The 20,416-nt window shown below is 70.2% G+C and carries 16 protein-coding genes, 1 tRNA gene and 1 riboswitch; of the genes, 2 read left to right on the forward strand and 15 right to left on the reverse strand.

Features of this window, described 5'->3' with window-relative positions; translation table 11 throughout:
* Positions 1-196: 196 nt before the first annotated feature.
* Together ACIQ7D_RS15135 and ACIQ7D_RS15140 are read right to left on the reverse strand one after the other, a co-directional pair.
* On the reverse strand, positions 197-1,075 hold the full coding sequence (locus ACIQ7D_RS15135) for a Bax inhibitor-1/YccA family protein (RefSeq protein WP_403937561.1): 879 nt from the start codon (positions 1,073-1,075) through the stop codon (positions 197-199).
* Positions 1,076-1,250: 175 nt separating this feature from the next.
* Positions 1,251-1,333: transfer RNA gene (locus ACIQ7D_RS15140), tRNA-Leu, on the reverse strand.
* A 513-nt stretch (positions 1,334-1,846) separates the two neighbouring features.
* Between ACIQ7D_RS15140 and ACIQ7D_RS15145 the strand changes: the two genes are divergently transcribed.
* Positions 1,847-2,617: an ABC transporter ATP-binding protein gene (locus ACIQ7D_RS15145; protein WP_403937563.1), complete on the forward strand. Its 771-nt coding sequence runs from the start codon at positions 1,847-1,849 to the stop codon at positions 2,615-2,617.
* Positions 2,618-2,771: 154 nt separating this feature from the next.
* Entirely contained in the window at positions 2,772-5,315 is a 2,544-nt protein-coding gene (locus tag ACIQ7D_RS15150; protein ID WP_403937565.1) for an ABC transporter permease, read from the forward strand.
* 112 nt (positions 5,316-5,427) lie between these two features.
* Here the strand turns inward: ACIQ7D_RS15150 and ACIQ7D_RS15155 are convergent, their stop codons facing one another.
* From ACIQ7D_RS15155 to ACIQ7D_RS15215, 13 genes are all read right to left on the reverse strand, one after another.
* Positions 5,428-6,732, reverse strand: a complete 1,305-nt coding sequence (locus ACIQ7D_RS15155) for a class I SAM-dependent methyltransferase (RefSeq protein ID WP_403937567.1) — start codon at positions 6,730-6,732, stop codon at positions 5,428-5,430.
* 407 nt (positions 6,733-7,139) lie between these two features.
* Entirely contained in the window at positions 7,140-8,540 is a 1,401-nt protein-coding gene (locus tag ACIQ7D_RS15160) for an NAD(P)/FAD-dependent oxidoreductase (protein ID WP_403937569.1), read from the reverse strand.
* A 367-nt stretch (positions 8,541-8,907) separates the two neighbouring features.
* Complete coding sequence (locus ACIQ7D_RS15165) at positions 8,908-10,011, reverse strand: phospholipase D-like domain-containing protein (RefSeq protein WP_403937571.1); 1,104 nt, start codon at positions 10,009-10,011, stop codon at positions 8,908-8,910.
* Between the two features lie 245 nt (positions 10,012-10,256).
* Positions 10,257-11,198, reverse strand: coding sequence for an exopolyphosphatase (locus ACIQ7D_RS15170; protein WP_403937573.1), 942 nt, complete (start codon positions 11,196-11,198; stop codon positions 10,257-10,259).
* A complete protein-coding gene (locus tag ACIQ7D_RS15175) occupies positions 11,195-11,746 on the reverse strand; it encodes a DUF501 domain-containing protein (RefSeq protein ID WP_403937575.1) in 552 nt (183 codons plus the stop codon). Before ACIQ7D_RS15175 ends, ACIQ7D_RS15170 begins: the two co-directional genes overlap by 4 nt.
* A gap of 93 nt (positions 11,747-11,839) precedes the next feature.
* Positions 11,840-12,313, reverse strand: coding sequence for a septum formation initiator family protein (locus ACIQ7D_RS15180; protein ID WP_403937577.1), 474 nt, complete (start codon positions 12,311-12,313; stop codon positions 11,840-11,842).
* A 130-nt stretch (positions 12,314-12,443) separates the two neighbouring features.
* Entirely contained in the window at positions 12,444-13,739 is a 1,296-nt protein-coding gene (gene eno, locus ACIQ7D_RS15185) for a phosphopyruvate hydratase (protein WP_403937579.1), read from the reverse strand.
* Positions 13,740-13,942: 203 nt separating this feature from the next.
* Entirely contained in the window at positions 13,943-14,692 is a 750-nt protein-coding gene (locus tag ACIQ7D_RS15190; RefSeq protein WP_403937891.1) for a transglycosylase family protein, read from the reverse strand.
* An 8-nt stretch (positions 14,693-14,700) separates the two neighbouring features.
* Positions 14,701-14,873, reverse strand: a riboswitch (cyclic di-AMP (ydaO/yuaA leader).
* A 516-nt stretch (positions 14,874-15,389) separates the two neighbouring features.
* Positions 15,390-16,244 carry a transglycosylase family protein gene (locus ACIQ7D_RS15195; RefSeq protein WP_403937581.1) on the reverse strand — a complete coding sequence of 285 codons (855 nt, stop codon included), beginning with the start codon at positions 16,242-16,244 and terminating at the stop codon, positions 15,390-15,392.
* A 144-nt stretch (positions 16,245-16,388) separates the two neighbouring features.
* Positions 16,389-17,654, reverse strand: coding sequence for a cytochrome P450 (locus tag ACIQ7D_RS15200; RefSeq protein ID WP_403937583.1), 1,266 nt, complete (start codon positions 17,652-17,654; stop codon positions 16,389-16,391).
* Between the two features lie 101 nt (positions 17,655-17,755).
* On the reverse strand, positions 17,756-18,793 hold the full coding sequence (locus tag ACIQ7D_RS15205) for a nucleoside triphosphate pyrophosphohydrolase (protein ID WP_403937585.1): 1,038 nt from the start codon (positions 18,791-18,793) through the stop codon (positions 17,756-17,758).
* 67 nt (positions 18,794-18,860) lie between these two features.
* Entirely contained in the window at positions 18,861-19,517 is a 657-nt protein-coding gene (locus ACIQ7D_RS15210) for a SurA N-terminal domain-containing protein (RefSeq protein ID WP_403937587.1), read from the reverse strand.
* 402 nt (positions 19,518-19,919) lie between these two features.
* Entirely contained in the window at positions 19,920-20,390 is a 471-nt protein-coding gene (locus ACIQ7D_RS15215) for an ATP-binding protein (protein WP_403937589.1), read from the reverse strand.
* Positions 20,391-20,416 lie beyond the last annotated feature (26 nt).

Here is a 20,416-nt window from a genome sequence, read left to right on the forward strand (position 1 = left end):
CGCAAGCGTGCGGCCCAGGTGACGCCCGGGGGGGGGCCGCCCCGCCCCCAAACCAACCCCCGCAAAACCCCCGCCCCCCCCCCCCGCCCCCCCCCCCCGGGGGGGGGGGGGGGGGGGGCGCGGGCCCCCCCCACCCCTCCGTCGGTCTCCGTCACCCGGCCGGCCGCTGCCGGCCCGCCGGGTACGACCGGTCACGCTAGTCGTTGCCGCTGAGGATCGAGAAGAGCCGCAGCATCTCCATGTAGATCCACACCAGGGTCAGCGTGAGACCGAAGGCCGCCAGCCAGGACTCCTCGCGCGGAGCGCCGTACGCGACGCCGTCCTCGACCTGCTTGAAGTCGAGCGCCAGGAAGCACGCGCCGAGGATGATGCCGATGATCCCGAAGAGGATGCCGAGGCCACCGCTGCGGAAGCCGAGGCCGTCGCCGCCGCCGAAGACGCTGAAGAGCATGTTGGCGACCATGAGGAGCACGAAGCCCATCGCGGCGGCCATCACGAAGCCGTAGAAGCGGCGGGTGACGCGGATCCACCGCATCTTGTACGCGAAGAGCACGCCGGCGAAGACCGCCATCGTGCCCATCACGGCCTGGACCACCACGCCGGGCGCGATGTACGTGCTGACGACGTTGCTGATCACTCCGAGGAAGACACCCTCGAACGCCGCGTACGACAGGATCAGCGCGGGGGACGGCTTGCGCTTGAAGGACTGGATCATCGACAGGACGAACGCGACGAGCACGGCGCCGATGGCGATGCCGTACGACGTGCCCATGTTCGCCGGGTCGACCGGCAGCAGCACCCAGGAGAGGACCGCCGTGAGCACGACCGTGCCCAGTGTCATCCCCGTACGGGTGACAACGTCGTCGATGGTCATGACACCGGTGTTCGGCGGTGCCTGCGGCGTGCCGACCGGGGTGCCCTGCTGCTGCGCGTAGGGGTTGGTCGCGTACGGGTTCGTCGCGTACGGGTTGGTTCCTACGGCGGGGCCCCCGGCCTGCGGCGCCGCGTTGAAGCCCGCGTGGCCGTTGTCGCGGCTGAAGCCCCGTCGCGAGAAGACCGGGTTGCTGCTCCTCATCTCACTCCTCCATGGCCACCCAGCGCGGCCTTGCGTCAAGAGTAATGGGAGAGCAAAGCGTACGTCCTAGTGCTCGGGGAGGATCTTTCGCCGAATCCGGACGCTCACGGCGTGCCGCTCGTCACAAAAGCCACCCAAAGGGACCGCGACGCCGACCGGCACGTGGCGCGTGATGTGCCCGGAGCCGGACTTGAACCGGCACGCCCCCGAGGGGCAGCGAGGTTTAAGCTCGCCGTGTCTGCATTCCACCATCCGGGCAAGGCGCGCGACGCCGCGTTGGCACAGGAGCCTATCGGGACACACCACTCGAACAGCCGAGCGCCTACCCGATGTTGTCTTATTTTATTGACGTCTGAGGGTGCGTCAGGGCACGTAACGAGCCATCGGCACATGCCGGGCGCGGGTGGTCATCTCGTACCGAGGCACACGAGAATGACGAAAAGTCGCCGCCCGGTCACGCATCCGGCACAGGCACCACCCGGGGCGTACGCCGGGGCGCCTCCGGCGCACAGGTGGGCGCGCGGGCGGCCGGGGGTTCTCCGGAGATCGTACGTACCTCCTCTCAGGGGCGGTGTCATACCCGAGGAGGAGAGCGCGCCCCTGTGGGTCAGACCCAAGAGGGCCCCGGGAACGGGCATCGGGAGGGACGCCTTGGGGGGTCCGGCGAGAAGAGGATGGAGGAGTCCGCCGAGGGAGGGATTCCTCCGTCCGCGGAGCCCAGCCGCCGGCCCAGCCCCGGTCCCGTCCTGACCGTCCGACAGGAGTTCTTCCGTGACCACCACCCCGCTCGCCCACCGCGCCACCACGGTGGCCGCTCGCGCCTCCGATCTCTCGAAGGTCTACGGAGTGGGCGAGACCCAAGTGGTCGCGCTCGACCATGTCTCCGTCGACTTCCGCCAGGGCGAGTTCACCGCGATCATGGGCCCGTCCGGCTCCGGCAAGTCCACGCTGATGCACTGCGTGGCCGGCCTCGACAGCTTCAGCAGCGGCTCCGTCCGCATAGGCGAGACCGAACTGTCCACCCTGAAGGACAAGAAGCTCACCCAGTTGCGCCGGGACAAGATCGGCTTCATCTTCCAGGCGTTCAACCTGCTGCCGACCCTGACGGCCCTGGAGAACATCACGCTCCCCATGGACATCGCCGGCCGCAAGCCCGACAAGCGGTGGCTGGACCAGGTCATCACGATGATCGGCCTCTCCGACCGGCTCGGCCACCGGCCCACGCAGCTCTCCGGCGGCCAGCAGCAGCGCGTGGCCGTCGCCCGCGCCCTCGCCTCGCAGCCCGAGATCATCTTCGGTGACGAGCCGACCGGGAATCTGGACTCGCGCTCCGGCGCCGAGGTGCTGGGCTTCCTGCGCAACTCGGTACGGGAGCTGGGCCAGACCGTCGTGATGGTGACGCACGACCCGGTGGCCGCGTCCTACGCGGACCGGGTGATCTTCCTCGCCGACGGGCGCATCGTCGACGAGATGTTCGCGCCCAGCGCCGACGGCGTGCTGGACCGGATGAAGGCGTTCGACGCCAAGGGCCGCACGAGCTGACCGGACGCCCGCCCAGCCCGACCGTACGGCCGCCGTTCCGACCGTACGTCCGTACGCCCGCGCTTCCGTAGTTCCGCAGGTCCGTACGTCCGTACGCCCGGCGCCGTACGCGCCGCCCCGTCCCCTCCGGCCCACCCTCACCAGGACTTCCATCATGTTCCGTACCGCCCTGCGCACTGTGCTCGCGCACAAGGCCAGGCTGCTGATGACCGTGCTCGCCGTCATGCTCGGCGTCGCCTTCGTCTCCGGCACCCTGATCTTCACCGACACCCTCGGCAGCGCCTTCCGCAACCAGTCGTCGAAGAGCTACAAGGACGTAGCCGTCTCCGTCACCTCCTACGACCTCCGCGAAAGCGACGACCCGGAGGACCGCAAGGCCGGCCCGGGACTCGGCAAGGCCACCATGGACCGGATCAAGGCCCTCGACGGGGTCGCCTCCGTCACCGGGCGCGTCGTCGGCTTCGCCGGGGTCGCGGACCCCGACGGCAAGCTGATCGGTGACGGCTGGTCCAACACCGGCTCCAACTTCTCGCCCGGCGAGAACGGCAAGGACCCCGCGTACACCTTCACCGACGGCTCCGGCCCCCGCGAGGACGGCCGGATCGCGCTCGACAAGGACACCGCCGCCAAGGGCGAGTACAAGGTCGGCGACACCGTACGGGTCGCCACCAACGGGCCGGTGAAGGAGTACACCCTCTCCGGTGTCTTCACCACCGAGGACGGCGCGGTCAACGCGGGCGGCAGCCTGGTCCTCTTCACTCCCGAGGTCACCCAGAAGCTCTATCTGGAACCCGGCTACTACGAGAGCGCCACCGTCACCGCCGCCCCCGGCACCTCCGACGCCGCCCTGCTCACCGCGGTCGAGAAGCTTCTCCCGAAGAACGCCGAGGCGGAGACCGGCGACGCACTGGCCGAGAAGCAGGCGAAGGACATCGAGTCGGGTCTCTCCGGCCTCAACCAGATGCTGCTGGCCTTCGCCGCCATCGCCCTGTTCGTCGGCGTCTTCCTGATCTCCAACACCTTCACCATGCTGGTCGCCCAGCGCACCAGGGAACTGGCGCTGATGCGTGCCGTCGGCGCCTCCCGTAAGCAGGTCAAGCGCTCGGTGCTGGTCGAGGCGACCATCGTCGGCCTCATCGCTTCGGTGATCGGCTTCGCCCTCGGGCTCGGCCTGGCGATCGGACTGCGCGGTCTGATGGACTCGTTCGGCGCGAAGATCCCGGCCGGACCGCTGATCGTCTCCCCGGTCGCGATCGCCGCCGCCCTCGGCGTCGGGGTACTGATCACCGTGTTCGCCGCCTGGCTGCCGGCCCGCCGGGCCGCGAAGATCCCGCCGGTGGCGGCGATGAGCAGCGTGCACGCCGTGGCCACCACCAAGTCCCTCGTCGTACGCAACTCCATCGGCCTCACCATCGCCCTGCTCGGCGCCGCCGGGATCCTGACGGGCGCGAACATCGGCTCCGACGGCCGGTTCATCCTGGCCGCGGGCGGGTTCCTCACGATGATCGGCGTCATCGTGCTGATCCCGCTGCTCTCCCGGCCGGTCATCGCGCTCGTACGGCCGCTGCTCGTACGGGTCTTCGGGGTGTCGGGCAAGCTGGCGAGCCAGAACGCCGTGCGCAATCCGCGGCGTACCGGAGCCACCGCCTCCGCACTGGCCATCGGGCTCACCCTGGTCACCGCTCTCACCGTGCTCGGTGTCACGATCGGCCAGGCCATCGACCAGATGACCACGGACAACATCAAGGCCGACTACATGGCCTCGATGGCCAACGGCAGCCCGCTCGACCCGAGCGCCCTGAGCGCGCTGGAGAAGGCGCCCGGCGTCAGCGCGGTCTCCCCGCAGCAGGGGGTCGACCTGGAGATCAAGGGCGAGTACGAATCGGCCTCCGCGGTCACCCCCGGGGACATCGAGAAGGTCTTCAACCTCACCACGGTCTCCGGCTCGCTCGGCTCGCTCTCCGGCAACGCGCTCGCGGTCGCGGAGGACACCGCGAAGTCCAAGGGCTGGAAGACCGGCGACACCGTCCAGGTGAAGTACACGGACGGGAAGACCGCCGACCTGGAGATCGGCGCGATCTACCAGGGGAACGAGTTCCTCTCCCCGCTGCTCATCTCCCAGGACCTGGCGAACCCGCACGAGACCAAGCAGTTCATCCGCGAGGTGTGGGTGAAGATGGACGGCGGCGCGAGCAGCGCCCATGAGCAGGCCCTCGTGGACGCCCTGGGCAAGAACCCGGCGATCACGCTGATGGACCAGCAGGACATCAGGAACCAGACCAGCGGCCTGATCAACACGGCGCTGAACATCATGTACGGCCTGCTGGCGATGGCCCTGATCATCGCGGTCCTCGGGGTCGTCAACACCCTGGCGATGTCGGTGTTCGAGCGGCAGCAGGAGATCGGCATGCTGCGCGCGATCGGTCTGGACCGGCGCAGGGTGAAGCGGATGATCCGGCTGGAGGCCGTGGTGATCTCGCTCTTCGGCGCGGTGGTCGGTGTCGGCCTCGGCACCTTCCTGGCCTGGGCCGTCGGTCAGACGATCAAGAACGCGATCCCCGGGTACGCACTGTTCATGCCGTGGGACAGGATCGCGCTCTTCCTGGTGCTGGCCGCCCTGGTGGGTGTCCTGGCCTCGCTGTGGCCCGCGCGCAGCGCGGCGAAGCTCAACATGCTGACGGCGATCAAGACCGAGTAGCGGCGCACCGGCGGGCCTCCTCCGGGGGCCCGCCGGGGTGTACGGACGGGGTCGGCCCCCTGGCGGTTCCTTCGCCAGGGGGCCGGCCCTTCTCCGTACGTGTGCCGGTGTCTCACGTGCTCCAGAGTCGGGCCCGCAGCTCCATCCCGGACGCGCCGCCGTCCGGGGGCCGGACGGCGAGGATCTGGTTGACGCCGATCCGGTTGCGTTCGAAGGCGAGCGCGGACGCCGCCATGTAGAGGCGCCAGACGCGCGCGCGGCCCGCGGAGGTCGCGCGCACCGCCTCCGCCCAGTGCTCCTCCAGGTTGGCCACCCAGCGGCGCAGGGTCAGCGCGTAGTGCTCCCGGATCGACTCGACGTCGCGGGCCTCGAAGCCCGCTTCCTCCAGGGTGGAGACGGTACGGCCGAGCGGCGCCAGTTCGCCGTCGGGGAACACGTACGAGTCGATGAAGTCGTCGATCTGGTACTGCCCCTCGTCCTTTTCGGGGCGCCGGGCGATCTGGTGGTTCAGCAGCCGGCCGCCCGGCTTGAGCAGGCCGTAGAGGTCGTCGGCGTACTCGCGGTACCGGACCGAGCCCACGTGCTCGGCCATCCCGATGGAGGAGATCGCGTCGTACGGGCCGTCCCGGACGTCCCGGTAGTCCTGGACGCGGATCTCGATACGGTCCGTCAGCCCCTCCTCCGCGATGCGCTTGCGGGCGAACGCGGCCTGCTCCCTGGAGAGGGTGACGCCGGTGACCCGGGTGCCGTACTCGCGGGCCGCGTGGATGGCCATGGAGCCCCAGCCGCAGCCGACGTCCAGGAGCCGGTCGTCCTGCCGGAGGCCGAGCTTGCGGCAGATCAGGTCGAGCTTGTCGCGCTGTGCGTCTTCGAGGGTGAAGCCGGGATCCGCGTCCCAGTAGGCGCAGGAGTAGACCATGGACGGGCCCAGGACCAGGGCGTAGAAGTCGTTGCCGACGTCGTAGTGGTGGCTGATCGCCTCCTTGTCACGGCGTCTGGTGTGCAGGCCGCCGTGCCGGCGTCTGATCTCCTCGACGGGCGGGGCGGGCGGCGGCCAGGGTCCGGCGATCTCCACGAGCCCGCGGGCCGCGGCGCGCATCCGGGGGTCGCGTACCGGGTGGACCTTGTGCTTGTCGTCCCCCTCGGCGTCGTGCTCCCAGATGAGCCCGGCGAGACGTTCGAGGACCGCGTACAGATCACCGTCGACATCGATCTCCCCCGCGACCCAGGCGCGTGCGAGCCCCAGCTCGCCGGGTTTCCAGAGGAGGCGGCGCAGGGCCCGGCGGTGCCGGATGATCAGGGTGGGGGCGCCGGGGGGACCCGATTCGCTGCCGTCCCAGGCGCGGATACGGACCGGGAGCGGGGCCCCCAGCAACTCTTCGGCAAGAGTGGTCAGCCGCAGCGCGGCGTCGGCCATGGCGTACACCTCCGTGGTGGTGGATACCGGACATGCTCAACACCACGTAAACACCGGTCGGGTACGGATGCAGTCCCGGTGGAGGGCAATGAGACAGCAAAATACTTGCATCTACCATGGACTTCGGCCGGGTGCGGCTCCCCGCCTGTGACCCCGTACCCCCGGCCCGTACCCTTCGCCGACTCCCGCGCCAGTCGCTTCCCGGCCTTTCCCCGGCCTCTCCGGGCCTTCCTGGCGCCGGTGGATCCAGAACGGGCCTGCTGGTCCGTCAGAGCGACCGGTCTACGCCGGAACACGCGGGCCCGGACCGCCGGTACGGGCGGTCGCGGGCGGGCCCGCGTGGTGCGGGCATGCGGAAGGGCCGTCCGCACCACGGATGGCGGACGGCCCTTTCGGTACCGCGTGCGTCAGGAGGCCTTGGCCTTCTCCGCGGGCGCGGGCGCGGGAGCGGCCGACGCGGCGGCGGGCGCCGGGGTCGGCTTCGCGGCCTCGTAGAACTCCTCGCGCGGCGTCTGCATGGCGCCGAGCGAGACGACCTCGCGCTTGAGGAACATCGCGAGCGTCCAGTCGGCGAAGACCCGGATCTTGCGGTTCCAGGTCGGCATGGCCATGCCGTGGTACCCACGGTGCATGTACCAGGCCAGCCGGCCCTTGACCTTGATCTTCATCTTGCCCATGACGATCATCGCGACGCCCTTGTGGACCCCGAGACCGGCGACCGCGCCCTTGTTGGCGTGGCTGTAGTCGCCCTGCGGGAAGCCACGCATGCCCGAGATGACGTTGTCGCCGAGGACCTTGGCCTGGCGCAGCGCGTGCTGGGCGTTGGGCGGGCACCAGGCGTTCGGGTTGCCGGCCTTGCGGCCCACGAGGTCCGGGACCTGGGCGTTGTCGCCGGCGGCCCAGATGTAGTCGGTGCCCTGGACCTGGAGCTTCTCGCTGGTGTCCACGTGGCCGCGGGGGCCGAGCGGCAGACCGTAGCGGGCGAGCGCCGGGTTCGGCTTGACGCCCGCGGTCCACACGATGGTGTTGGAGTCGACCTCAAGGCCGTTGTTGAGCACGACGTGACCGTCGACGCAGGAGTCCATGCCGGTCTTGAGGTAGACCTCGACACCGCGGCCTTCGAGGTGCTCCTTGCCCCAGGCGCCCAGCTTCGGGCCTACCTCGGGGAGGATCTTGTCCGCCACGTCCACGAGCAGGAAGCGCATGTCCTCGCGCTTGACGTTCGTGTAGTACTTGGCCGCGTCGCGCGCCAGGTCCTCGACCTCGCCGACGGTCTCCGCGCCGGCGAAGCCGCCACCCACGAAGACGAAGGTCAGCGCCTTGCGGCGGACCTCTTCGTCGGTCGTCGAGTCAGCCTTGTCGAGCTGTTCGAGGACGTGGTTGCGCAGCCCGATGGCCTCCTCGATGCCCTTCATACCGATGCCCTGCTCGGCGAGGCCGGGGATCGGGAAGGTGCGGGAGACCGCGCCGAGCGCGACGACGAGGTAGTCGAAAGGCAGCTCGTAGGCCTCGCCGACGAGCGGCGCGACCGTGGCGACCTTGCGGTCCTGGTCGATGGTGGTGACCCGGCCGGTGAGCACCTCAGCCTTGGGCAGCACGCGTCGCAGCGGGACGACGACATGCCGAGGCGAAATGCTGCCGGCGGCGGCTTCGGGGAGGAAGGGCTGGTACGTCATGTACGAGCGAGGGTCGACGACCGTGACGGTCGCCTCCCCGTAGCGCATCTTCTTCAGAATGCGACGAGCTGCGTACAGGCCTACGTACCCACCGCCTACAACGAGGATCCTGGGACGCTCCGTGGTGCTCATGCCATCGAGTATCCACCCCCCTCGGAGGGGGTGCTCGTGAGCCCCTTCACAAGGTGTCACCCCCCTCGTGTTACACTGCGCGGCTCACGTGATCCAGGTCATGGTGCACCAGGGGAACCAGACGGGGCGTTTGGACGTTGCATACCCCTCGTGAGCTGGCCATTCCACCGCCCCCGGACACCGAACCAGCCATACGATTCACGCCGTCGCGAGGGGCCGGGAACCGGCCGGTACAAGGGCACGGAGGGCTCGCGCTCCTGACAGCGGGGCCTCCCGGGCGGACCCGGACCCCCACCGGAGCGTTTTCCTTGTGAAGAAGTTCACGAACTTTCCGGCGGGGGCCTTCCCTCAGTCCCGGGTCATGGCATCAGACCCGGGTGGCGGCGTTCATCAGGTCGGTGAAGTTCCGGCTGTACGCGTCGTACGGAGCGGCGCCCTCCAGGCGGAGCAGCGCCTCGTCGTTCCGCTGGAGCGAGGCGTAGTCCAGGTTGTGGGAGCCGGTGAAGGTCCACTTGGTGTTGGTGTGGCCCGCGTATGTCCCCTCGACCAGGAAGTACTTCGAGTGCACCAAGTGGCCGTCGGCGGTGTTGAGCTGACGGATGTCGATGTTCTGCCGGCCGGTGAGCTTCGCCGCGTCGTTGCTCTCCGCGTACACGATCCGGATCGCGCAGCCCTGGGCGGCCATGGACCGCAGCTTCTCCGCGACCTCGTCCCGGTGCAGCGCGAAGGCGGCCACGCTCACCTTGCTCCTGTCCGCGCAGGAGACATTGCCGAGCAGGCTCACCACGATGTCGCCACTGCTCTGCGGGAAGAAGTAGTACTTCTCCGTGCCGACTTTTCCGCTGGTGAAGTAGTTGGCGTTCTTCTTCATCGCGGCCAGGTCGTTGAAATACCCCACATACGCCGTGTAGAGATCGGTGTTGCCGACGACGGTGTAGGCATTGTTCCAGTATTTCGCGGTGTTGAGACTTGTCTGGTTGGCCGATGTCTGGATGACGACGTCCTCGGCCTCTCCCGCGCTGCCGATCCGGGAGAAGGTGAAGAATTTATTGTGATTGATCATCGAACTGTGACCGGTGGCGATACACGCGCCACCCGCCGTGCAGACCCGCGCCCACGACGTGGCGGTACGGTCCGTCCCCAGGTCGGCGATGAGGCTCTTGGCCGCCGCCGAGTCGGCGTACTTGGCGTCGAGCACGACCCGGATCATGACCCCGCGCGCATGGGCGGATTTCAGCGCGTTCGTGTAATCCTGATCGTTCAGGGCGTAGAGCGCGCCACGGATCAACCGCCCGCTCTGGGTCTTCCCGATGGCGTCGATGATGTGATTCTTCACTGCGTTCTGCGCACCCGCCGAACCCTGCGGATCATTGAACACGGCCCCCGTGGAAATCGGCGGATCGGCCTGTACGGCGGAGGCCGTACCACCCGTGATCATCGTGCCGACGAACGCCGTCACCACCGCGGCCATTCCCGCTCTCGACAACGACCGGCGCACGCGGACAGACTTATACGGAATCAAGAATTCCCCCCGTTTCGATTCACCCGGTAATCCCGGGATGAAGAGGCGCAATGTTTTCACGCGGATCACGGGGGTGTCCATAGGATTCGGGCCTCGCCGTCAAGGTCGGCGGCCGGCGCGACGTTTGCCGCGCCATCTGACAACGGGCCGCCCCGAGTCCGAGGACCCGGGGCGGCCCGTTCACTTCCGCAGCGTCACGCCCCGTCGAGTGCGCACTCCCAGGCGATGCCGTCCAGGATGTCGTGTTCGCTGACGACGACCTCCTGGGCGCCGGTGCGTTCCATGATCGAGAGCAGGACGAGGGCGCCCGCGCCGATGACGTCCACCCGGCCCGGGTGCAGCACCGGGATCGCGGCCCGTTCCGCGTGGGTGGCGGTGAGGAGGCGGTCGGTGATCTCCTTGACCCGCCCGTAGGGGACACGGGAGCGGTGGATCGCCTCGGAGTCGTAGCTCTCCAGGCCCAGCGCGATCGCGGCCACCGTCGTCACCGAGCCGGCCAGGCCGACCAGCGTACGGGGCTCACGCAGCGGAACGGCCTGTTCCGCGAGGTCGAGGGCCGCCTCGATGTCGGTGCGGATCGCGGCGATCGCGGCGGGCGTCGGCGGGTCGATGACGGCGCCGTCCCGTACGAGGTGGCGCTCCGTCAGCCGGACGCAGCCGATGTCCACCGACCGCGCCGCCCGTACCCGGTCGTCCCCGACGACGAACTCGGTGGAGCCGCCGCCGATGTCCACCACCAGAAAACTGTCCCGCCCCGGCAGCTCCTTCGTCGCGCCGGTGAAGGAGAACGCCGCCTCCTGGTCGCCGGTGATCACCTCGGGCTCCACACCCAGGATGTCCAGCACCCCGCGCACGAAGTCGTCACGGTTCTCGGCGTCGCGCGAGGCGGACGTGGCCACGAAACGGATCCGCTCCGCGCCGTGCTCGGCGATGACCGCCGCGTACTCCTGGCAGGCGGCGAACGTACGTTCCAGCGCCTCCGGCGCGAGCCGGCCCGTCCTGTCGACGCCCTGACCGAGCCGGACGATCGTCATCCGCCGGTCGAGATCGACCAGTTCGCCTGTTTCCGGGTGGACGTCGGCGACCAGCAGGCGGATCGAGTTCGTACCGCAGTCGATGGCCGCGACCCTGGTCATTCCGCCCCCGCCCCGGCGCCGGACGGCCCGGACACGCACGGCGTGACGCACGGCCCCTTCGCCCACCACTCCGGCAGCATCGCCAGCGCCTCGTCACCCAGCGGGTTCACTCCGGGCCCGGCCGCCAGCGAGTGGCCGACCAGGACGTGCAGGCACTTCACCCGGTCCGGCATGCCGCCCGCGCTGGGGAAGCCCTCCAGCACCTCGATGGCGTCGCGCCGCGCGAGATAGTCCTCGTGCGCCGCGCGGTACGCGGCGGCCAGCTCGGGGTCGGTCGCCAGGCGCTCGGTCATCTCCTTCATGACGCCGTTCGCCTCCAGCGTGCCGATGGCCGAGGCCGCGCGCGGGCACGTCAGGTAGTACGTCGTCGGGAAGGGCGTGCCGTCGGGGAGCCGCGGCGCGGTCTCGACCACGTCCGGCTGTCCGCAGGGGCAGCGGTGCGCGATGGCGCGCAGCCCGCGCGGCGGGCGGCCGAGCTGTTCCTTGAAAGCGGCGACGTCCGCCTCGGTGGGCTCGGTGCGTACGGTCTGCGGAGGGGGCGTCTTCATGCCTGCCTGGTTCTGCCGTTCCGGATTCTTGTCGTGCGGTGCCGTGGTGACGGGGTGGGGAAGGGGGGATCGCGCGTGGGGAGGACACGTACCTCACGTGCCGGGACGGTCCGCCTCGTCCACGCCGTCCAGGACGTTCGAGTACCAGGGGCGGTCCGCCGCGCCCTGGTCCGCGCGCCGCTCCTGGGCCGCCTCCGGGTCGATGACGGTGAAACCCGTCTCCCCCGGCCGCAGGTAGTGCAGATGCTCACGGGCCAGCCGCTCGATGTACGCGTCGTCCTGGAGCCGCGCCTTCTCGTCGCGCAACTCGTCCACCTGCCGCTCGGCCTCCTGACTCAGCCGCTCCTGCTCGGCGATCTCGTTCCGCTGCGACACGTACTCCCGCATCGGATACGCGAGCGCCACCACCAGGGTGCAGACCACCAGCGCGAGGAAGGCCGCCCGTCCCGTGAGCCGGGAGCGGCGGTCCTGTCTGCGGTTCTGCGAGCGGTAGACCCGCGCCGCGGTCTGCTCACCGAGCAGCCGCAGTCTGGTCGAGGTGGAGAACCGGTCCCGGTTCCCGGCCATGGCCCGCCTCCCCTGTCATGTACGTACGTCCCCGGATACGGTACGGGACCGCGGCCGGGGACGTACGGACGACGGGCGGACGGCCGCCCGTGACGGGTTACGGGTTACGGGTTACGCAACCTCTTCGGCCTCAGCCGTTCGCGGAGCGGAACCGCGGGAACGCGCTGCGGCCCGCGTACACCGCCGCGTCGTCGAGGATCTCCTCGATACGCAGAAGCTGGTTGTACTTGGCGACGCGGTCCGAGCGGGCCGGGGCGCCGGTCTTGATCTGACCGCAGTTCACCGCCACCGCGAGGTCGGCGATGGTGACGTCCTCCGTCTCACCGGAACGGTGGGACATCATGCACTTGAAGCCGTTGCGCTGGGCCAGCTCGACGGCGTCCAGCGTCTCGGTCAGCGAGCCGATCTGGTTGACCTTGACGAGCAGGGCGTTGGCCGAGCCCTCCTCGATACCGCGGGCGAGACGCTCCGGGTTGGTGACGAACAGGTCGTCGCCGACGATCTGGACCTTGGCGCCCAGCTTGTCGGTGATGATCTTCCAGCCGGCCCAGTCGTCCTCGAAGAGCGGGTCCTCGATGGAGACGAGCGGGTAGGCGGCGACCAGCTCCTCGTAGTACTCGGTCATCTCGGCGGCCGAGCGCGACTTGCCCTCGAACTCGTACGAGCCGTCCTTGTAGAACTCGGACGCGGCGACATCGAGCGCGAGCGCGATGTCACGGCCGGGGACGTAACCGGCCTCCTTGACGGCTTCGAGGATGAGGTCGAGCGCGGCGCGGTTGGACTCCAGGTTGGGCGCGAAGCCGCCCTCGTCGCCCAGGCCGGTGGAGAGGCCCTTCTGCTTCAGGACCTTCTTGAGCGTGTGGTAGACCTCGGCACCCCAGCGCAGCGCCTCGGAGAAGGACTCCGCGCCGATCGGGGCGATCATGAATTCCTGGATGTCGACATTCGAATCGGCGTGCGAGCCGCCGTTCAGGATGTTCATCATCGGAACGGGCAGCAGGTGCGCGTTCGGGCCGCCCAGGTAGCGGAAGAGCGGGAGGTCGGACGCCTCGGAGGCGGCGTGCGCGACGGCGAGCGAGACACCGAGGATGGCGTTGGCGCCCAGCGAGCCCTTGTTCTCGGTCGCGTCCAGGTCGATCATCGCCTGGTCGATCAGCCGCTGCTCGGTGGCGTCGTACCCGACCAGCTCCGGGCCGATCTGCTCGATGACGGCGAGGACGGCCTTCTCGACACCCTTGCCCAGGTAGCGGTTGGCGTCTCCGTCGCGGAGTTCGACGGCCTCGAACGCACCGGTGGAGGCACCGGAGGGGACGGCAGCACGACCCGTGCTGCCGTCGTCGAGGCCGACCTCGACCTCGACCGTGGGGTTGCCTCGGGAGTCGAGGATTTCCCGGGCTACGACGACGTCGATGGACGGCACGAGCATCTCCTTCTGGGATGTGACGCGTGGGTGCAGGGTCTCTTGGCCTTGCGACATGAGCCTAACCGGCTCCGGGTCATCGGCCAGCCGGTGCCCGCCCCCTAAGACGCTCCCTGCGCCCGGCCGGGCGACCTCAGGCCCGGCGCCGTGCCCGGAAAGGCCCCGGCCCGGCGCGTACGGGGGTGACGCGCCGGGCCGGGGAGGACGGGTCAGCTCAGGTGGAGCTGCTGACCCGGGTAGATGACGTCCGCGTCGGGGACGATGTCCTTGTTCAGGTCGAAGACCTTCTCCCAGCCGCCCTTGACCTTGTGGGCGGTGGCGATCTTGGAGAGGGTGTCGCCGGACTTGACCTTGTACTCGCCGTCACCCTTCTTGATCGTGGTGGGACGGCTCTGGCCGCGCGAGGCCGGCTGCGCGTCGTCACGGCTCGACTGCTGCGCCTGCTGGCTCGGGGCGGACTTCTGCGTACCGGAGTTGCCGGAGCTACCGGAGTTGCTGGAGCTACCGGAGTTGCTGGAGCTGCCCGAGTTGCTGGAGCTGGAGGAACCGGAGTCGGAACCGGAACCGGTCGAGCCGCCGCCGTACGAGGCGCCGGAGAGGTTCACGCCGCAGTTCGGCCAGGCGCCCTTGCCCTGGCCCGCGAGGACCTTCTCGGCGACGGCTATCTGCTGCGACTTGGAGGCCTGGTCGGCGCGCTGGGCGTAGGAGGTGCCGCCGTACGCGGCCCAGGTGGAGGGGGTGAACTGCAGGCCGCCGTAGAACCCGTTGCCGGTGTTGATCGACCAGTTGCCGCCGGACTCGCACTGGGCGACCTGGTCCCACTCGGAGGCGGAGGCGGCGGAGGCGGCGGTGGCACCGAGCAGGGGGGCCGCGACGGCGGCACCGGTGATCCCGGCGAGCGTCGCGTAGCGGACGGCCTTGGACGGGCGACGGTGCTTGGCCTTGCTGGAACGCAGCAGCATGGAACACATCTCCTCACCGACGCCTACGAGGTGAGCTGTCGGGTTCGGGCCAATGAGTTGCCCGGCCGCGTGTTCGCACACGCGGCTTCACCCCAAGCCGGCCTCCGGACGTCTCTCGGCGTCCGGGCCCGGCGCAAACCTATGGGTCCCCCGCTCCTGCCTTCGGCGCTGTAAGCGACGATTACTCCCCCCGACCGACGGCAGGATTCGGCGTGACGGTCGACGAGGCCCGCGGTGCGAGCGGTTCAGACCGTAATCACAGCCCTGCCGGTTGTTCAAAGGAGCACATCCCGGAAAAAACGCCCTTACCTCCTCCGACGGACAATAGGTTTCCGCAGGTGGGAACCGCATTCGCCCAACCGCCGGGGAGAAGAGCCCGAGTTGCGGCAAAGAGACCCTTGTCTCACTTGCGCAGAAGTGGACATACGGTCGCTAACTGACCGCGTTCCGCCCGGAGATCGGAGGCGCTGGCCAGGACGGACACAGCCGAGGGGGCGTCAACGGGGCACCGTTCAACGGCAGTCACCCGCACCCGCCCCGGAGCCACCGGCTCCGCTCGCGCGAGGGCTGCGCGCCGATGCCGGAACGGGTGGCTCCGGTCACCGGGCCCGGACACGCCGATCCCGGGGCGGGCCGCTCCGGATGTCGCAGCGGCCCGCCCCGGGATCGGTGGCCCGGGATCGGTGTGGACGGATCAGACCCAGCCGCCGATGACCTTCTGCCCGCCGCTCGCCAGGGAGAGGTGGCCGCCGACCGTGGTGACGACCCGCTCCACCTCGCGCTCCACGCCCTCCGTCAGCTTGCCCGCGTCGCGCGACCCGCCGCCGGATCCGCGGGACGCGCGGCTGTCCGCGCCGCGCTCCTCGGCCGTACCGCCCGGCGTCGCGCTCTCGTCGGCCGCCTGGCCGCGGTGCTTGCCCTTGGACGCGTCGCCCTTGCCGTCGGCGTCGTCCTCGCCGGCCGCGGAGCCGGTGGCCCCGGGGCTCGGGCTGGTGGCGTCCGGGGACTCGTCCCCGTCCCGCGCCGTCCCCGTACCCGTGCCCGCGCCCTTGCCGGGCGTGCCGTCGGTCGACGGCGATGTGCTCGCGGACGGGTCGGACGACGGGGCTCCGGACGGGTCGGCGCTCTCGCCCCCGCCCGTCACCCCTTCCACGATGCCGGAGACGGCGCCGCCGACCGCCTTCGTCAGCCCGGAGACGCCGGCGCAACTGGACCACGCCTGCGCCCCCTGGGCGGCGAACACCTTCTCCGCCACGGCTATCTGCTGCGAGCGGCTGGCCAGGTCGGGGCGCGCGGCGTAGTCCGCGCCCCCGAACTCGTCCCAGGTCTCCTGGGACATCTGGAGCCCGCCGTAGTACCCGTTGCCGAGGTCGGCGCTCCAGGTGCCGCCGCTCTCGCACTCGGCCACGTGGTCCCAGGTGGAGCCGTCCGCCGCGCTGGCGGCGCCCGCGCCGAGCAACGGGATCGCGATCGCGGATCCGGCCACCCCGGCGGCGACGAGAAGTGCAGGGGCCTGACGAGGTCGACGGTGTCGGCCGTTCCGGGACATGCGGTTGCCTTCCGTGTGACTGTCAATTCAACTCCGGCATGGTGTTGCCGAGTCGTCGTGAACGTAGCGGTACTCGAATGCTTGTCACAAGTCGATGCAGCGGAGATCACGCGAAAGTCACAGTATTGACGATCCGTCAGGCAATTACGGGCCGGACAATGGCGCGAACTGCACCGGAAGTGTGCGCAATCCCCTCATGATGAGCCCGCCGCGCCAGCGCAAATCGGAAGGATCTTCCGCAAGCCGCACATCGGGAAGGCGGGTCAGCAGCGTGGCGATCGCGGTCCGCCCCTCCACGCGGGCGAGCGGCGCGCCCAGGCAGTAGTGGATGCCGTGCCCGTACCCGAGGTGCTGATTGTCACGGCGCCCGAGGTCGAGCACGCCGGCGTCGGGGAAGCGCTCCGGGTCGCGGTCGGCGGCGGCCAGCACGACCAGGACGGGGTCGCCCGCCGCGATCCGCTGCCCGCCCAGGGTCAGCGGCTCGACGGCGTACCGCCAGGTCGCCATCTCCACGGGCCCGTCGTACCGGAGCAGCTCCTCGACCCCGGTCGCCAGCAGCCCGGTCTCGCCGGCGGCCAGGGAACTTTGCAGGCGTTCACGTTCGGCCGGATTTCGCATAAGCGTGTACATGCCATTACCGATGAGATTCACCGTGGTCTCAAAACCGGCGAACAGAATGATAAAGGCCATGGCCGCGGCCTCGTTCTCGGTCAAATGCTCACCGTGATCGCTCGCCCGGATCAGACCGGAGATCAGATCGTCGCCCGGATTCTCTCTTTTACGGTGGATGAGTTCGGCCAGATAGCCGCGCATCTTCTTGACCGACCGGGCGACCCCGCCGCGCGGTCCGCCCGCATGGCGAATCATCATGCCCGCCCAGTCCCTGAAGTCGTCCTGGTCCTCGGGCGGCACGCCGAGCAGATCACAGATCGCGTAGATGGGCAGCGGGAACGCGAAATCGTGGATCAGATCCGCACTGCCCCGCTCGGCGAAGCCGTCGATCAGACGGTCGGTCAGCTCCTGCACACGCGGCGCGAACTCGGCTACGCGCCGGGGCGTGAACGCCTTGGACACCAGCCGGCGCAGCCGGGTGTGGTCGGGCGGGTCGATGTTCAGGAGGTGCGTCATCAGCTCCGCCTTGCGCTCCCCGGGGATGCCCGTCTTCCCCCGGGCGTGCGCCGGCTCGGCGTGGTGCGTGGGGTTCTTGGAGAGCCGCGCGTCGGCGAGGGCCTGCCGGGCGTCCCCGTACCGGGTCACGAGCCAGGCCTCGACCCCACTGGGCAACACCGTGCGGTGCACGGGGGCGTGTTCGCGCAGCCAGGCGTACGCGGGGTAAGGGTCGGTGGCGAACTCCCAGGTGAAGAGGGCGGGAGCAGCGCTGGCAGCGGGATTCTCGGACGCATCGGACACGCCCCGACCGTAACCGCTGCCGCATACGGCCCCGGGCCGAGGGGCGCACGCCTCGTACTCCTGACGCGCCGGTGCACCGACGGCCCCCTTACATACCCCGTTTACGCGCCCGACGTGCCCCCGGGCGCGCGCTCAGCGGCCAGGATCCTGTCCCTGTATACGCGAGCCGCCGCGCGCAGCGCCGTCTCCGGGTCGACGCCCGCCCTCTCCGCCCGTACGGCCAGGGCCAGCAGCTCGTACCCGATGGACTCGCCCTCCGGGAGCGCGACCTCCAGACCGGCGGTCCGGGCGCGGCCCGCGAGCTTCGCGGCGAGGGCGAGCCCCGGCTGACCGAGCGGTACGCCGTCGGTGACCGAATCGCGCTGCTTCTCGACCGCTTTCATCCGGAGCCAGTGCGCCTTGACCTCCTCTGGGGTGTCGGCGTTCGCGTCACCGAAGACATGGGGGTGGCGATGGATCAGCTTCTCGACGATCGTGCCCGCGACGTCGTCGATGGAGAACGCCCCGCTCTCCTCGCCGTCCTCCCCCGGCTCCCCCGTCCCCCCTTCTGGGCCCTCCTGGGCGATCCGGGCGTGGAAGACGACCTGGAGGAGTACGTCCCCCAGCTCCTCGCGCAGCTCGTCGGCGTCGCCGTCCTCGATCGCCTCGACCAGTTCGTACGCCTCCTCGATGGCGTACTTGGCGAGCCCCTTGTGCGTCTGGCCCGACGACCAGGGGCACTCGTTCCTGATCCGGTCCATGACCTGGACGAGGTCGAGGAGCCGGGCGCCCGGCAGGTCGTACGAGCCGGGCAGCAGCTCCAGGTCCGGCATCCGGACCCGGCCCGAGCCGGCCAGCCGCGCGAGGCCGTCCGTCAGCGCCGCGTCCGTCCCGTCCCCGCCGGCGGCGGGGATCACCACGACGGTACGGCCGCCGGCGCACGCCTCGACCAGGTCCCGCGCGCCCGGCGCGGTGTGCTCGACGGTGACGCCGGCCTCGCGCAGATACGGCAACTGCGGATGGCCGGCGTCGGCGCACACCACACGGTCGGCCGCGTGCAGCGTCTGCCAGGCCGGCCAGGACAACAGGCCGGGCGCGACCCGGTGGCTGGCGGTCAGCAGGACGATACGGCCGGGGGCTGCGGGAGCTTCGTCTGTCACCTCTCGAACCTACCTCCGGCCGCACCCCGCCCGGCGCACGGGCCCATCAGGACCCGGGGCCGCGACGTCAGGCGTCCGAGGGCTGCTGCTCCGGGGCCTGGCGGGTGACCTGGGTGATCCACGGCGTCTTCGTCTCGCCGAGCCGCACCTCCTGGTCGTTCCAGCTCCCGTACCGCGGGTTGACGTCGATACCCATCGCCTTCGACGTCTTCGTCAGCTCGGCGAGGACCGTCTGCTGTCCCTCCGGGGTCGAGGTGTTCGCGCCGAACGCCCCCGCGACCTTGGTCAGCAGCACCTCGCGGCGGATCGCCGCGTCGATCTGCCCGGAGGAGAGCGCGCCCTGCTGGAGCAGCATCGCGGCGAACCGCTGCTCCCCGCCCGACTGGGCGGCGGCCCGGGCGCGGGTGTCCTGGATCTCCTTGCGGCTGACGCCGACCCCGGCGTCGTCGGCGGCGCGCTGGAGCACCCGGTCGAAGATCATGCTGTTCAGCTTGGCCTGGCTGAGCTGCGCGGTGTCCTTGATGAGCTGCGCGGACTCCGGTGTGGCCCGCTGCGCGTCCCGTACGTCCCGTACCGCGGACTGAAGCGTGGACACCTCGATCCGCTGCCCGTCGACGACCGCCGCCGCCCCGGGATGGGCGTCACCGCCGCAGGCGGTGAGCAGCGGGGCCGCGGCGAGCAGGGCGACGGACAAGGAGAGCGCGGTGCGACGGCGGCGGTGCAAAGGGGGCCTCCCGGGGAGATTGTGCGGCGATGCACAAGACCTTGCAGTGATCGATGGTAGGCAGTGGACGTGGTGTGGGCCACTGCTTCGACCAACGATTCGCGAGCGGATCGGGGCACGTACCGACGCGGGACCGCCGATTCCGGCCCTCGGGAACCGAGTCCAGGATGCGAACCCGCTCACCCTCCCACCGCCGCGGGACGGCGGTGGCGACAACGGCCCCGTCCGGCCGGGCCGGGCGTGGGCCGCGCCGCGTAACCGCCGTGCGCGCCCACCCATGTCCCCTGCCGGTGTCCCGGTCCGCGCCCGCGCGGGATCTCGGCGTACACCACCACCACCGCCACCGCCACCGCCAGGCCGGCGAGAGCGAGCGGGCACGACTCCCCACAGGACGGATCCCGGTCACGGGTTCCCCCGCACAGTCTCCCCGGAGCCGTCACCCGGACGGAGTTCGGCCCACACCGTCTTGCAGGGCGGCGGCCCCGGCACGACACCCCACGCATCGGCGAGCGCGTCCACCAGGATCAGGCCACGCCCCGACTCGTCCTCCGTGACCACGCTCCGCGCCGCGACGGGCAACGCCTCGGACCGGGCGTCGGTCACCTCGATACGCAGCGTGCCGGACGCCCGCAGGACCAGCGCGACCCGGAAGTCCCGCCCGGCGACCCGCCCGTGCGACGCGGCGTTCGCCGCCAGTTCGGCGATGATCTGCGCCGCGCGCTCGACGGGCACGTCCCACGTGCGGAGCTGCTCGACAGCGAGCAGCCGCGCGAGCCGCGCGCCTCGGCGGGTGGAGGACAGCAGGACACGGAACTCGCGGGCGGAGGGCGCGGGTTGCGGCGTGGGGGGTGACGTGGCGTTTTTGAGGTTCACGTCACACAGCGTGGCCGGATGTGCGT

It is taken from the genome of Streptomyces sp. NPDC096310 (genome assembly GCF_044763125.1).
GTDB lineage: Bacteria > Actinomycetota > Actinomycetes > Streptomycetales > Streptomycetaceae > Streptomyces.

Excerpts from the sequence above, each read along its gene's own strand:
- ACIQ7D_RS15150 (WP_403937565.1), top strand. The coding sequence starts at position 2,772 with ATGTTCCGTACCGCCCTGCGCACTGTGCTCGCGCACAAGGCCAGGCTG.
- ACIQ7D_RS15160 (WP_403937569.1), bottom strand. The coding sequence starts at position 8,540 with ATGAGCACCACGGAGCGTCCCAGGATCCTCGTTGTAGGCGGTGGGTAC.
- eno (WP_403937579.1), bottom strand. The coding sequence starts at position 13,739 with ATGCTCGTGCCGTCCATCGACGTCGTCGTAGCCCGGGAAATCCTCGAC.
- ACIQ7D_RS15170 (WP_403937573.1), bottom strand. The coding sequence starts at position 11,198 with ATGACCAGGGTCGCGGCCATCGACTGCGGTACGAACTCGATCCGCCTG.
- ACIQ7D_RS15165 (WP_403937571.1), bottom strand. The coding sequence starts at position 10,011 with ATGGCCGCGGTGGTGACGGCGTTCGTCGGCACGATGATCACGGGTGGT.
- ACIQ7D_RS15155 (WP_403937567.1), bottom strand. The coding sequence starts at position 6,732 with ATGGCCGACGCCGCGCTGCGGCTGACCACTCTTGCCGAAGAGTTGCTG.
- ACIQ7D_RS15195 (WP_403937581.1), bottom strand. The coding sequence starts at position 16,244 with ATGTCCCGGAACGGCCGACACCGTCGACCTCGTCAGGCCCCTGCACTT.
- ACIQ7D_RS15135 (WP_403937561.1), bottom strand. The coding sequence starts at position 1,075 with ATGAGGAGCAGCAACCCGGTCTTCTCGCGACGGGGCTTCAGCCGCGAC.
- ACIQ7D_RS15180 (WP_403937577.1), bottom strand. The coding sequence starts at position 12,313 with ATGGCCGGGAACCGGGACCGGTTCTCCACCTCGACCAGACTGCGGCTG.
- ACIQ7D_RS15175 (WP_403937575.1), bottom strand. The coding sequence starts at position 11,746 with ATGAAGACGCCCCCTCCGCAGACCGTACGCACCGAGCCCACCGAGGCG.